Annotated in this window: 15 protein-coding genes; 5 read left to right on the forward strand and 10 right to left on the reverse strand. The window is 65.9% G+C overall.

What is annotated here, in order from left to right:
• The gene (gene cyoC / locus HZY97_RS14545; protein ID WP_180145143.1) at positions 1-636 is read left to right on the forward strand and encodes a cytochrome o ubiquinol oxidase subunit III; all 636 of its coding nucleotides are present in this window, start codon (positions 1-3) and stop codon (positions 634-636) included.
• Entirely contained in the window at positions 633-986 is a 354-nt protein-coding gene (gene cyoD, locus HZY97_RS14550; protein WP_218943080.1) for a cytochrome o ubiquinol oxidase subunit IV, read from the forward strand. Before cyoC ends, cyoD begins: the two co-directional genes overlap by 4 nt.
• Positions 987-1,000: 14 nt before the next feature.
• Here cyoD and HZY97_RS14555 read toward each other — a convergent pair whose 3' ends face one another.
• From HZY97_RS14555 to HZY97_RS14565, 3 genes are all read right to left on the reverse strand, one after another.
• A complete protein-coding gene (locus HZY97_RS14555; RefSeq protein WP_180145146.1) occupies positions 1,001-1,648 on the reverse strand; it encodes a hypothetical protein in 648 nt (215 codons plus the stop codon).
• Between the two features lie 126 nt (positions 1,649-1,774).
• Positions 1,775-3,013: a histidine-type phosphatase gene (locus HZY97_RS14560; protein ID WP_180145149.1), complete on the reverse strand. Its 1,239-nt coding sequence runs from the start codon at positions 3,011-3,013 to the stop codon at positions 1,775-1,777.
• Between the two features lie 25 nt (positions 3,014-3,038).
• On the reverse strand, positions 3,039-5,570 hold the full coding sequence (locus HZY97_RS14565) for a TonB-dependent receptor (protein ID WP_180145151.1): 2,532 nt from the start codon (positions 5,568-5,570) through the stop codon (positions 3,039-3,041).
• Between the two features lie 272 nt (positions 5,571-5,842).
• Here HZY97_RS14565 and rplK point away from each other — a divergent pair, with 272 nt between their 5' ends.
• Both rplK and rplA read left to right on the forward strand, forming a co-directional pair.
• Entirely contained in the window at positions 5,843-6,274 is a 432-nt protein-coding gene (gene rplK / locus HZY97_RS14570; RefSeq protein ID WP_180145153.1) for a 50S ribosomal protein L11, read from the forward strand.
• Positions 6,275-6,278: 4 nt separating this feature from the next.
• Positions 6,279-6,971: a 50S ribosomal protein L1 gene (gene rplA / locus HZY97_RS14575; protein ID WP_180145155.1), complete on the forward strand. Its 693-nt coding sequence runs from the start codon at positions 6,279-6,281 to the stop codon at positions 6,969-6,971.
• Between the two features lie 88 nt (positions 6,972-7,059).
• On the opposite strand, the gene HZY97_RS14580 is transcribed toward rplA, so the two are convergent.
• The 3 genes from HZY97_RS14580 to HZY97_RS14590 all read right to left on the reverse strand — a co-directional run bounded on the left by HZY97_RS14580 (position 7,060) and on the right by HZY97_RS14590 (position 8,892).
• Positions 7,060-7,398: a UrcA family protein gene (locus HZY97_RS14580; protein WP_180145157.1), complete on the reverse strand. Its 339-nt coding sequence runs from the start codon at positions 7,396-7,398 to the stop codon at positions 7,060-7,062.
• Between the two features lie 83 nt (positions 7,399-7,481).
• A complete protein-coding gene (locus tag HZY97_RS14585; protein ID WP_180145159.1) occupies positions 7,482-8,561 on the reverse strand; it encodes a GlxA family transcriptional regulator in 1,080 nt (359 codons plus the stop codon).
• Positions 8,562-8,565: 4 nt separating this feature from the next.
• A complete protein-coding gene (locus tag HZY97_RS14590) occupies positions 8,566-8,892 on the reverse strand; it encodes a DUF4242 domain-containing protein (protein ID WP_218943081.1) in 327 nt (108 codons plus the stop codon).
• Between the two features lie 196 nt (positions 8,893-9,088).
• On the opposite strand from HZY97_RS14590, the gene HZY97_RS14595 reads away from it, so the two are divergent.
• On the forward strand, positions 9,089-10,021 hold the full coding sequence (locus HZY97_RS14595; RefSeq protein ID WP_180145162.1) for a helix-turn-helix domain-containing protein: 933 nt from the start codon (positions 9,089-9,091) through the stop codon (positions 10,019-10,021).
• Positions 10,022-10,076: 55 nt separating this feature from the next.
• On the opposite strand, the gene HZY97_RS14600 is transcribed toward HZY97_RS14595, so the two are convergent.
• The 4 genes from HZY97_RS14600 to HZY97_RS14615 form a co-directional block, all read right to left on the reverse strand.
• Positions 10,077-10,541 carry a winged helix DNA-binding protein gene (locus HZY97_RS14600; RefSeq protein ID WP_180145164.1) on the reverse strand — a complete coding sequence of 155 codons (465 nt, stop codon included), beginning with the start codon at positions 10,539-10,541 and terminating at the stop codon, positions 10,077-10,079.
• 21 nt (positions 10,542-10,562) lie between these two features.
• On the reverse strand, positions 10,563-10,994 hold the full coding sequence (locus HZY97_RS14605) for a hypothetical protein (RefSeq protein WP_180145166.1): 432 nt from the start codon (positions 10,992-10,994) through the stop codon (positions 10,563-10,565).
• A gap of 45 nt (positions 10,995-11,039) precedes the next feature.
• Positions 11,040-11,387: a hypothetical protein gene (locus HZY97_RS14610; RefSeq protein WP_180145168.1), complete on the reverse strand. Its 348-nt coding sequence runs from the start codon at positions 11,385-11,387 to the stop codon at positions 11,040-11,042.
• A 64-nt stretch (positions 11,388-11,451) separates the two neighbouring features.
• Positions 11,452-11,928 carry a helix-turn-helix transcriptional regulator gene (locus HZY97_RS14615; RefSeq protein ID WP_180145170.1) on the reverse strand — a complete coding sequence of 159 codons (477 nt, stop codon included), beginning with the start codon at positions 11,926-11,928 and terminating at the stop codon, positions 11,452-11,454.
• Positions 11,929-12,050 lie beyond the last annotated feature (122 nt).

Genomic DNA, 12,050 nt, shown 5'->3' on the forward strand with positions numbered 1-12,050 from the left:
ATGACCGACCACGCACTAGACCCGCAGGCCAGCCCGACCTGGTATCTCGCCGAAGAGGAGGAGCATCACGATCATGGTGCCAGCGGCCCGACGATCCTGGGCTTCTGGATCTACCTGATGAGCGACGCGCTCATCTTCGCCTCGCTCTTCGCCATGTTCGGCGTGGTGAGCATGGCCTTTGCCGGTGGCCCAGTGCCGCGCGAGATATTCGACCTGAAGCTCGTCGCGCTCAACACCGGGCTGCTGCTCGCTTCCTCAATCACCTTCGGCGAAGCGATGCCGCACATGGAGGCGGGCCGGGTCGGCGCGGTCCGCTTCTGGCTGGCGATCACCGGGCTGCTCGGCGCCGGCTTCATCGGGATCGAGCTCTACGAGTTCGCGCACCTGATCGCCGAGAATGCCGGGCCGGACCGCAGCGCCTTCCTGTCAGCCTTCTTCACGCTGGTCGGTACCCACGGCGCCCATGTGACCGTCGGCCTGATCTGGCTGGTCGTCATGCTGGTCCAGATCGGCCAGCACGGCCTGATCCCCGCGACCAAACGGCGGCTGATCTGCCTGTCGATGTTCTGGCACTTCCTGGACATCATCTGGATCGGCGTCTTCACCTTCGTCTATCTGTTTGGAGTGATCCGTTGAGCACCCCGCGCGACACACCCACCGCCCATGCGCACGGCAATGGCCACCGCATCGGCTCCGTCCTGGCGATCATCCTGACGGTAATCCCGTTCTGGCTGGTGATGAGCGGTCCCACGCTCTCGCCTGGCTGGACCGCGGCGATCATCTTCGCCTTCGCGATCGTCCAGATCATTGTCCATGTGCTGTTCTTCCTGCACCTCGACACGCGGTCCGAGGGCGGATGGACGCTGCTCGCCTTCCTGTTCACCACCGTGATCGTGGTGCTCACGATCGGCGGGTCGATCTGGGTGATGTACCATCTTAACACCAACATGATGCCGATGCCGACGGATATGGGGGGCGGGCACTAACCCGCCCCCCTTTCTCAGATCGAAATCTCTGTCCACTCGATTGTCGACCCGCCGCCGCTGTTCGACTGGTTGCTGCTCGTATTGTAGGCGCCCATCTTCGGGTAGAAATAACGCCCGCTCTTGAGGCTGCCGTCGAACACCGTGCCGGCCTTGTCCCCGTCCGGGTTCGACTTTTTGCAGATCGTGCCGTTGATCCGGTATTCCGGGCTCTGGCCGGTGCTCACCGATACGCTGACGTCATAGGAACTGCCCACCACCACCGTCGGCGCGCCGCTGCAGACCTGGCTACCCTGCACGACGTAAAACTCGTAATTGCCGCCCGATTTGGGCCGCACCGCGAGCTGGGTAATCGGCTCGGAAGGGCCCGAGGTCGAGCCCGCAGCAACGACATTGAGCACCTGCATCACGCTCACATATTTGCCGCCGCTCACCAGCTTGAACCGCCCGCTCGCCGAGGCGCCGGTGGTGCTGGACGTGCCGCGCAGCTCGGCACGGCCGGGCACGCTGTCGGTGCGCTGCTGAATGACGAAGCGCTTGCCGCCGCTGATGTTGGTGATCGTGCCGTGGGAGTCGGTATCGGTGGTATAGGCCCAGGCAACGCCGGCAGTGGCGAGGATCAGGCCGGTCGCAGCGAGTGCGACGGTACGGTTATGCTTGAACATGGCATCTTCTCCAGGCGCCTCCTGGATTGCCCCGGCAGTCTCATGGGAGCTGATGCTCGTGCCGCCGGTGAGGGCAGACTGTGCCGCGCCGGGCCTATTGGCAAGACCCGATTGCTCGGAAAGGGTTCAGTGCAGCGCGGGCGTCAGCTTCGCCTCGAACTGGGCGAGCGTGCACAGGCCGACAACCCCGCGCGCGTTGCAGCCCGGGATCGCCAGCACCGCGCGATAGGGCGCCTCGGGCCCGAGCGGCGCGGCGCTGCGGATCTGGTCGAGCGTCTGGGCACGGTAGAGCGCACGAACATAGAGCCCGCCCTTGGCGTCGCGCAGCCGCTCGAGCACGATCGCACCGCCGGGGGCGGGATCGTCGGTGGCGATGCCCGGCACCTGCCAATGCACGTCGAGCAGTCCGCCGAGATTGGCGACATTGGTGTCGTGGCCCGAGACGAGCGTGACAACCGCCTTGCCGGTCAGCCCCTCGCGCAGGATCGGCGCGATGCCGGCGAGATTGGCGGCGGCAACATGCGGCGGCCGGGCGAGCAGGCGGAATTCGAGCGCATGAAAGGCGGAGAGCGCGGCGATGTCATGCGGCGTCGCGCGGCCCCAGCCAACCTCGGCCATCGGCTTGCCTTCGGCATATTCGAGCAGCAGAATCTGCGATGCAGTCGAGGCGCGATCGAGCGCGCCGCCGAGCTTGGGGCGCTTGCCGGCGGTAGCCGGGCCAATGCTCGAAGGTTCGGCTGAGACGCCGCAGCCCGACTTGGCGGCGCCACACAGAATCTTGTCGAGCAGAGTCAGCAGCGCGCGGTGCCGCGTCTCGACCGCGGCGATACCGCCCGGGCCGACAGCCGCGGCGACTGCCGCATCGGCCTTGCGGGGATCATAGCCGCCCTGCCCCTGCTCGATCGCCGAGAAGATCGGATCGGGTTCGTCCTGCGGCCGGTGGCGATTGGAGATCGCGCAGCCCGGCGCGAGCGCGGCGAGCCAGGCATCGGCAGTGGCGATGGTCCGCTGGTCGCTGTCGGCGATCACGGTCACCGCGCCCGCCTCGGGGCAACCAGTGGCGGGCAACACCCCCAGGCGACGCAGGCGCGCGCCATCCCAGCTCCCCAGCCGGCCGATCGCCTCGGCGCCGTGCGGGGTGAGCCAGCCCGGCGGGACCGGCCAGCTCGGCCAGGGATCGACAGCAGTGCCGGCGGGCATCGGTACCGCCTTGGTCGGCGGGCGCACGCCGTGCCGCATCAGCAGCACGACGCGGTCGACGCTCAGCCCCGGCGGCGGCGCGTCGCCGGCGGGTGCCGGCCCGTTGGCGGACAAAGCGAGCGCAAGGGCGACGCCGCCCAGCAAATTGCGGAACCGGTTGCCCATGCGCATCGCCCTGTCCTCTTCAGCTCTAGAAGTGCAGCTGCACACCACCGCGCAGCAGCGCGCCGTACTGCTCACGCTCGACCAGGAACGGCTTGGTCCCGATATAGCGGCGCCACGGCGCGTTGGTCATGTTGACCGCATCGCCGAACACCGTGACCTCGGGCATGATCTGGTAGCTGATGTGCAGGTCGAGCTGGCCATTGGCATCGGTATATTGGTCGGTCGCGGCACCGCTCGCCAGCGTATCGAGATAGGCCGAACGGTAGTTGAACGCGAGGCGCGCAGCGAGGCCGTACTTCTCGTAGAAGAGCTGGACGTTGCCGATGTCGTTCGACTGGAAGCCGAGCGGCAGATTGCCCACGCGGCCCGGCAGGCCGACCGCGTGGCCCCAGACATGGGTGTAGTTCGCCGACACGCCGAAGCCGCTCAGTGCGCCCGGCAGGAAGGTGAACTGCGTCTGGAGGTTGAACTCGACGCCGGTCAGTTCCTCGCTGTCGACGTTGATCGGCTTGGTCACGTTGGCGCCGGCATAGGTCACGCCGGCATAGGTGGCGCCGGTCACGATGTTGCCCGTCTTGTAGATCGGATTGTCGATGTTCTTGTGGAAGAAGCCGGCGACGAACAGGCTGTCCGGCGTCGGATAATATTCCAGCGACGCATCGTAATTCACGGCGCGATAGGGCTTCAGGTCCGGGTTGCCGAGCGAGATCGCCGGCGGCGCGGCGCCGTCATCGACCACGACATAGGGCGCGAGATCCGGATAATTGGGGCGACCGATCGAAGTGGTCACCGCGCCGCGCAGGAACAGGTTGTGCGCCGCCTCGAACTTGGCGTTCAGCCCCGGGAAGAAGTCGGTGTAGCTATTCTCGCCGAAGCTGTTGTAGCCGTCGGCCAGCGTCGAACCGGTATGGACGACCTTGGCCGCGGTGCGATCGCGGGTGTGCTCGACGCGGACGCCCGGGATCACGGTCAGCCCGCCGAACCGCAGTGTCGCCATCGCATAGCCCGAGACGATGGTCTCGCTGACCTTGTAGTCGCTCGACAGCGTGTCGGCGAGCGTGCCGGCATTGTCGATCGCGGTGACCGTCGGGTTCGCGTTGAAATAGGCGAGCGCCGCCGAATAATCGATCCGCTGGCCGAAGTGGAACAGGCCGTCATAGAAGTTCGGGTCAGCGGCATAGGCGACGTTGGTCATCGCCCAGGCGGTCGCGCCGTTCTTGTAGTCGCGCTTGTCCTGGTTGTTGGTCTTCTGGCGGTCGAGATATTTGAAGCCGACCTTGATCGAACTGTCGTCGCCCAGCGCGATCGGCAGCGTGTAGTCGGCGCGGCCCTGCCACAGATTCTCGGCGGCCTGGCGGGTCTCGTAGTTGAACTTGGTCAGCTTGAACTGGCTGGGATCATCGAACGCCCCGGCCGAGGTGCCGCTCGGCGACAGCGTATAGGGATAGGTGCTGTTGTCGAAGGTGGCGAACAGCGCGCCCTTGGCGGTGCCGAAGGTGAATTCGCTGCGGATCGGATCGATCTTGACCGCCTTGGTCCAGCCGCCCGAGGCTTCGAGCTTGCCGGCGCCGATGTCGAACTCGCCGCCCAGCGTGACCGACTTGGTATTGTCGTCTTCCTCGCGGTGACGAACCAGGATCGTGCCGGTCGCCTTGAGCGCGCCGGGCGTGAAAGTGGTGATCGCCAGGCGGTTCTGGTCGCGCGTCTCGTGGTCCTGGAACTTCGAATAGCTGGTGCGCAGGTACAGCTTGACGCCGTCGCTCGCATGCCAGTCGAAATTGCCGACCACGCCCAGGCGGGTGCGGATCAGGTTATAGTCGCGCAGGCCGTTGCCGTCGGGCGTGCCGACGGCGTTATAGGCCGCCGAGCCCTGATAGTTCTCGGACTCGATCGGGCGGCGCGAATAGTTGACCGAGACGACCCCGCCGAAATCGCCCGAATGCCCGCCGATCGTGGCATCGGCTTCCCAGGGCGACTTGTGGTTCATGTCGTAGCGACCGATCGCGCCGCGCGCGTCGAGGAAGAAGGGCTCCTTGCTGTCGAAGCCGGTCTTGGTCTTGATGTTGACCTCGCCACCGACGGCATTGGCATCCTGGCTGGCGAGCAGCGACTTGCTGACGGTGACCGACTGGATCATGCCCGAGGGAAGATCGTCGAGCTTGACCTGGCGGCCCGAAGGCTCAGGCGCTGGCAGCGTCTGGCCGTTCAGCACCACGTTGATCAGGTTGGGATCGACGCCGCGGATGATGACATAGCGGCCCTCGCCTTGGTCGTTCGCGACCGACAGGCCCGGCAGGCGCTTGATCGCCTCAGCGACATTCTGGTCGGGCAGCTTGCCCACGTCGTTGGCGTGCAGCGTCTCGATCGTATTGTCGGCGTCGCGCTTCTCGGCGGCGGCGGCACGCTGGGCGGCGCGCTGGCCGGTGACGACGATATCCTGCGGCGCGTCTTCCGCGGCAGGCGCGGTCTGGTCCTGCGCAAAGGCGGGAACGGCGATGCCCAGCGCCAGCGCGGCAAGCGCCGGACGTGCGAGGAAGCGGATCTTGGCGGTGCGCATATCGGTGGTCCCCCCTGGGATGGAGGCCGCCCGTTGCGGTGTTGAAATGACAGTTAGGCGTCATTAACAAAAGTTAATGAAACGTCCTGGACACGGTTTTCCCAGGGTTCCCGCGGAAGCATTTGCACTGCAACGCAGTTTGCGCTAAGCGCGCGCCCTTCCAAAGCAACAGCTACGGAAATCCGCGGGAGGTCGTGTTCGCACGGCCGCTTTACCGCTCGACTTGATCCGGGACCCCAGCCTCGCGCGAAGGTCCCACGAAAGAGAGTGACATGGCAAAGAAGATTACCGGCTATATCAAGCTGCAGGTGCCGGCCGGCTCTGCAAACCCGTCGCCGCCGATCGGCCCGGCTCTGGGTCAGCGCGGCGTGAACATCATGGAATTCTGCAAGGCGTTCAACGCCTCGACCGGCGACGTTGAGAAGGGCACGCCCCTCCCCACCGTCATCACCGTCTATGCGGACCGTTCGTTCTCGTTCGAGACCAAGACGCCGCCGGCGACCTACCTCATCAAGAAGGCCGCAAACCTGAAGTCGGGCTCGAAGGAGCCGGGCAAGGTTTCCGCCGGAAAGATCGCGCGCTCGAAGCTGAGCGAAATCGCGCAGATCAAGATGAAGGATCTCAACGCTAACGATATCGAGGCGGCCACCCGCATCATCGAGGGCTCGGCCCGCGCGATGGGCCTCCAGGTTGTGGAGGGCTAAGGACATGGCAAAGCTGACCAAGAAGCAGAAGACCTGGTCGATCGACAGCGAGAAGCTGCACGGCGTCGACGAGGCAATCGCGCTGGTGAAGGCCAACGCCACCTCGAAGTTCGACGAGACCGTCGAAGTCGCGCTGAACCTGGGCGTCGATCCGCGTCACGCTGACCAGATGGTCCGCGGCGTCGTCACGCTCCCGAAGGGCACCGGCAAGACCGTGCGCGTCGGCGTGTTCGCCAAGGGCGCGAAGGCCGATGAGGCGCGCGAAGCCGGTGCGGACGTCGTTGGCGCCGAGGACCTGCTCGAGATCGTCCAGGGCGGCAAGATCGACTTCGATCGCTGCATCGCGACCCCGGACATGATGGGCCTCGTCGGTCGCCTCGGTAAGGTGCTGGGTCCGAAGGGCCTGATGCCAAACCCGAAGCTGGGCACCGTGACCATGAACGTCGCCGAGGCCGTCAAGGCTGCCAAGGGCGGTCAGGTCGAGTACCGCGTCGAGAAGGCCGGCATCATCCATTCGGGCATCGGCAAGGCGTCGTTCCCGGCGGAAGACCTGCGCGCGAACTTCGACGCGCTGGTCGACGCAGTGGTCAAGGCCAAGCCGTCGGGCGCCAAGGGCAAGTACCTCAAGAAGGTCGCCCTCAGCTCGTCGATGGGCCCGGGCGTGAAGGTCGACGTCGCGGAAGTCGCGACCGTCTGATCCAGCGTCATCGCTGAACACAATTCGGGGCCGGGAGGGTTGCAATCCTCCCGGCCCCTTTTGTTTGGCGAGGGATCGCCTGTCGCCGCTACTGCGCGGCAACCTCGATGGCGCTGGCGCGCAACAGATTACGCCGCGCGAGATCGACTGCATTGGCGACGCGCGGCTGGGCATCGCGCAGCGCACCGTCGACGCAGCGTCGCGCGTACATGAAGGGGATCAGCGGGCTCGTCGTCGGCGTGCGACAGACGAAGCGCGCAGCGGCCTGGACGCGCCGGTCGAGCTCCTGCGTCCCCGACGTGGTGGTGAGGTCGAGATCGCGGAACGAGACGATATGGCTGACCGCCGGCACATCGTCATAGGACTGACCGGCGGCGGGTGACGCGAGGCCAATCGCCAGCGGCACGAACAACGCAAAACGATACATGATGATACTCCGTAGCTAGAGCGCGCATATCGGCGCGCGGGGGCGCGACCCGCCCTTGATCTGGTTGGTGCGAGAATCCGGCCTCAGCAGCGGCCGACGAGCGCCTCGCCCGCAATGAGGTGCAGCTCTGGCGGCGCATGGCCGCGCACGCTGATCGGCGAGAATTCGGCGCGATACTGGCCCGGCGTCATGCCGGTGATCCGCTTGAACAGCGCCCGGAAGAAACCGAGATCGAGATAGCCCACCGCCTCGGCGATCACCGTGACCGAGGCATCCTCATGCTCGAGCATCGTCTTGGCCGCCTCGATCCGCAGCGCCTGGACATAAGCCGCGGGCAGTCGCCCAGTCGCCGACTTGAAGCGCCGGACGAAGGTGCGTGCGCCCATGTGCACGCGCTCGGCGAGCTGCTGGATCGACACGTCCTTGCGAAAATTCTCCTGCAGCCACGCCTCGATCGCACGGATCTGGGGATCGTCATGCGCACGCGACACCGGCAGCACCGCATAGCCCGACTGCATCAGCCGCGGCATCGGCAGCAGCAGCGCCTTGGCGGTCTGCACCGCGATGTCGTGCCCGCAGAATTTCTCGACCAGATAGAGGCTGATATCGATCGACGCCCCTACCCCGCCGCTGCACAGGATGCGCTGGTCCTCGGTCATGAACAGCTCGGGATGCCAATGCACCTTGGGAAAGCGCGTCGCCATCTCGCCGCATGCCGCCCAGTGCGTGGTCGCCAGCCGCCCGTCGAGCAGCCCGGCCGCCGCGAGATAGGCCGCGCCCATGCACACGCCGACGATATAGGCGCCCGAAGCATGCTGGCGGCGCAGCCAGGGCAGCAATGCGCTGTTCTCGACCAGCTTGAGATCGAGATCGAGGCCCGATGTGGGCACGATCACGATGTCGCTGCGCTCGATACTCTCGACCGACGCCGCCGGGATCATCCCGAAACCATAGGGGGTTCGCACCGTCGCACCCTGCAGCGAGACCGTGCACACACGGAACGCCGGATAGGCGGGTTCGTCGTGCAGCGCGTTCCACAGGCTGCCGGCGGAATGGAAAATCTCGGTAGGCATTACAGCGGTGGACGACAGGCCGTCGTCCAGCATCACAATGGTCACGTCGAGTACGCGGCGCCCCTCGGGCGCGTTACTAAGATCGTTCATCGCCTCAGCCGCTCGCCGTCTCGGGCCCGATCACGGCCGCGACTTCGAAGATCTGCGTGGCCGGAAAGCCGGAGAGCCGGGCATGGTCGCGGATCGCATCGGTGCTTTCGGCGAGATAGCTGCAAAAGGTCCGGTCGGAGCAGACGAACGACTGCAGCCAGCGCGCACGGCCGGACAATTTGTCCAGCGCGGCATTGGAAATAACTGCAGCTTCACGCAGCTGTTCTTTGGAGAACGCGCCGATCCCCGGAATTTGTCTTTCGATGATGTAGTGTTTCACGACAACAACCCCTCTAATGTTGCCGAAATAACTTCGCACCCCATCGAACAAGTCGAAAGATGGCGATCAGGACAAGTTCCAGTGGCGAAAACGTTCCGCGCAGATATAAAGTATCTACCGAAACTGGATTACCCGCATTGGCAATGACAACATCGAATGGAACTATAACCGCTGTCGATATGCTCGTCTTGGACTGTCCGCTTCCGGACAGTTGGACTCAGCGATACTTTGCGATAACCATGGCTACATGACTCCGCCGCTGCAATTCACGACCGACGCTTTGCCAGCCCCGGTGCGCACCGAGGCGTGGCGCGCGCTGTACGGACGCGAGATATTGAACGTTGCGCTCGATCCCGTCGGCGACGCGCCGTTCGCGTGCAGCTTCCGCGCGCACGCGCTCGAACGGGTGGCATTCGTCCGCGGCAGCACCACCGGCGCGGTGTTCGCCAAGACCAGCGACCTTGCCGGCGGCGATACGCTGTTGCTGATCGTCCATGGCGGCCGGCACGGCGCGGTCGAGCAATGCGGGCGCCTGGCGGAGCTCGCGCCGGGCGATGCCGCGCTGCTGCACAGCGCCGAGCTGGGCCGCAGCATCCACCCCGAGGGCGTGGACTTCCTCAACATCCGCCTGCCCGGTGCCGAACTGGCCGAACGCCTGCCCGATGTGCACGACCGGCTGGCCCGCGCCCTGCCCGCCGCCACGCCCGCACTGGCGCTGCTGACCCGCTATACCCGGCTGGTCGAGCAGCTGCCGCCGGGTGGCGGACTCGGCGCGGCGATTGCCGACCATATCTGCGATCTGGCGGCGCTGACGCTGGGTGCCCTGCCCGATCCCGGCAGGCGTGCATCGGCGGGTGCGGCGCGGCTGGCGCTGGTCAGGGCCGATATCCGCCGCAACGCCTGGCGGCCAGAGCTCTCGATCGGCTGGGCGGCGGCGCGGCAAGGCATCTCACCGGTCTATCTGCGCAAGCTGTTCGCAGCAGAGGGCGGCAGCTTCGCCGATTTCGTGCTGGGGGTGCGGCTCGATCAGGCACGCGCGCGCCTGACCGACCCCGCATGGCGCGACCGCGCGATCGCCACGATCGCCTTCGAGGGCGGCTTCGGCGACATCTCCTACTTCAACCGCTGCTTCCGCCACCGCTTCGGCATGACGCCTTCGGAGGCCCGGGCGGAAGCCTGACGCGAAAAAGGCCGGGAGCATCGCCCCCGGCCCCTTCCCCCTCTTATCAAGCCGCTCAGAGCACCGGGTCGCCCGGAAGCGCGGTATCCGCCTTCCACACGCTGCGCACCCGCCGCGCCCAGTCATCGACCCGGCGGATCGCGTCTTCGGTGAGCGTCACGATGCCAGCACGATTGTCCATCGGGTTTGGCGTGCGAACCACCAGCCCGGCATTCTCGAGCAGCGCCAGGTGGCGGATCGCCGTGGTCTGCGGCGCGCCGCTGCCGATACAGGCACTGCTCACCGATACCGGGCGTCCCTTCGCGGCCGCCAGATAGAGATCGAGCAGAATGTCCCAGGTCGGCTCGCGGAACTGGTTCGCGATACCGCCAAAGGCATCGTCGCGAAGCCTGCGGGCGCGGTAGAAGCTCTCCACCAGGTCGGTGGCCGTGCCGGTGAAGCCCGAGCCGCCCGTCGCGGCCCGGCCCGGGATGACCGGACGTTCGCGGAGACGGTATAGCGAGTTGTCTGCCTCAGCCATGATCCGTCTCCCCGTTCAGGATCAGGACCAGGCCGGATCCGCTCCGTACCGCCGCAGCCGCTGCCGGTGCCGTATGGCGCCGATCGCGATCAGCAACGGGCTGGGATAGCTCCAGGCCGCGTTGGCGATGGCGTAGGACCAGGGTGGCAAGGTTGGCGACAGGATCAGCAGATGCGTGACCACGGTGTTGAACTTCACCGCGGCCAGCCACATCGGCCAATAGCGCTGCGCCTTCAGTGCCAGCGTGGTCATCGCCAGGAACAGGCAGGTATCGATCGTGAGCAGCCCTACTTCCAGCTGGTAGAAGCGATGCGCGCCGGTGGACGGCATGAGGATGCTCGCAGCGACGGCGGAGACCAATATCCCCACGGCTGCGCGTTCCGGCGTGCCCCCCCGCGCCAGAGCGTAGAGGCAGCAGCCCACCAACAGGGCCAGATAGATGAGCTTGTTCATGCGACATGATCGCACCAGTGAAGCTGCTCCAAGTCAACGCCCTCCTCATGCTGCGACTGCAATCTTCAGGCCGGTCGCCGGAGAATCGACGCCGTGGCCGGGCGTGTCGTAGACATCGCCTTCGCCGATCACCTGGTGGCGGATGCCGGCACTGCGCAGCTCGCCATGCGCCTTCTTGATGTCCGAAAGCGCGCCGAACATCTTGGCTGTGGCGGCGCCGACATAGTCGATGGCGTCCTGCGCCTCGAGCGGATGGAAGGTGCCGTCAGCGCGCGCGGTGAGCACGGCGGTGCCCATCGCCAGCACCTTGAGCGCGGCCTGGTTGACCGCGAGCTCCGCGGGCTGGAGCGAACGGGCAATGCGCACGGAAGCGATCTTCTTGGCAGAAGGCATGGGTCCTCCTTCGCGCAGCGAAGGCTGCGACGGGGTTCGGGTTGGTTTTCGAAAGAGACCGAGGTTAGCTGGTAATGCGCCAGAGCGCGCCCAGGCCGTTCAGGAAGTTGGCCACCGCGATCAGCATGAGCAGCGCGAGGCCAATGATCCATATCAGGCGGTTGAGCGGGTCCAGATCATTGATTTGCTTTCCTTGCCTCAGAAACGGGACCCGAAAACGCGGTTCGGCTTGGGACCGTTTCGGTGGCAATGGAACTCCCGAAAGCACCGTTTCGGCAAGGTCTGGCGGCTCGGCCCCCAAATTTTGGGGGGCGGCGATTTGCTCCGCGGGAGAGAGCTCCTCGTGCGACGCGAGGACGCGTGCAGCCTCGCGTCGGCCCGACGCGCCCAGCGTACGCACGGCTTCCTTGAGGTACCCATCGACGGTGAGCGGGGACAGGCCGAGGGCGAGCGCAATCTCCTTCGACGACATGCCACGCCCCACAAGGCGCAGGCAGTCGCGCTCGCGCGCCGTCAGCTGCTCGATTGTCCCGGTCACCATCGAGGAATGCTTTTAGACAACAACCGCGCGAATCCAACCGAGTCGGTGTGATTTACCCGCGCTTTTGCCTCCGGTTTGCGATGAGAAAAATCGATCAGCGACGGGCACGCGCGCATCCGAGG

Origin of the sequence: Sphingomonas sp. R-74633, assembly GCF_013416555.1 — a bacterium.
Classification (GTDB): Bacteria; Pseudomonadota; Alphaproteobacteria; order Sphingomonadales; family Sphingomonadaceae; genus Sphingomonas.

Excerpts from the sequence above, each read along its gene's own strand:
- cyoC (WP_180145143.1), top strand. The coding sequence starts at position 1 with ATGACCGACCACGCACTAGACCCGCAGGCCAGCCCGACCTGGTATCTC.
- HZY97_RS14555 (WP_180145146.1), bottom strand. The coding sequence starts at position 1,648 with ATGTTCAAGCATAACCGTACCGTCGCACTCGCTGCGACCGGCCTGATC.
- HZY97_RS14560 (WP_180145149.1), bottom strand. The coding sequence starts at position 3,013 with ATGGGCAACCGGTTCCGCAATTTGCTGGGCGGCGTCGCCCTTGCGCTC.
- HZY97_RS14565 (WP_180145151.1), bottom strand. The coding sequence starts at position 5,570 with ATGCGCACCGCCAAGATCCGCTTCCTCGCACGTCCGGCGCTTGCCGCG.
- rplK (WP_180145153.1), top strand. The coding sequence starts at position 5,843 with ATGGCAAAGAAGATTACCGGCTATATCAAGCTGCAGGTGCCGGCCGGC.
- rplA (WP_180145155.1), top strand. The coding sequence starts at position 6,279 with ATGGCAAAGCTGACCAAGAAGCAGAAGACCTGGTCGATCGACAGCGAG.
- HZY97_RS14580 (WP_180145157.1), bottom strand. The coding sequence starts at position 7,398 with ATGTATCGTTTTGCGTTGTTCGTGCCGCTGGCGATTGGCCTCGCGTCA.
- HZY97_RS14585 (WP_180145159.1), bottom strand. The coding sequence starts at position 8,561 with ATGAACGATCTTAGTAACGCGCCCGAGGGGCGCCGCGTACTCGACGTG.
- HZY97_RS14595 (WP_180145162.1), top strand. The coding sequence starts at position 9,089 with ATGACTCCGCCGCTGCAATTCACGACCGACGCTTTGCCAGCCCCGGTG.
- HZY97_RS14600 (WP_180145164.1), bottom strand. The coding sequence starts at position 10,541 with ATGGCTGAGGCAGACAACTCGCTATACCGTCTCCGCGAACGTCCGGTC.
- HZY97_RS14605 (WP_180145166.1), bottom strand. The coding sequence starts at position 10,994 with ATGAACAAGCTCATCTATCTGGCCCTGTTGGTGGGCTGCTGCCTCTAC.
- HZY97_RS14610 (WP_180145168.1), bottom strand. The coding sequence starts at position 11,387 with ATGCCTTCTGCCAAGAAGATCGCTTCCGTGCGCATTGCCCGTTCGCTC.
- HZY97_RS14615 (WP_180145170.1), bottom strand. The coding sequence starts at position 11,928 with ATGGTGACCGGGACAATCGAGCAGCTGACGGCGCGCGAGCGCGACTGC.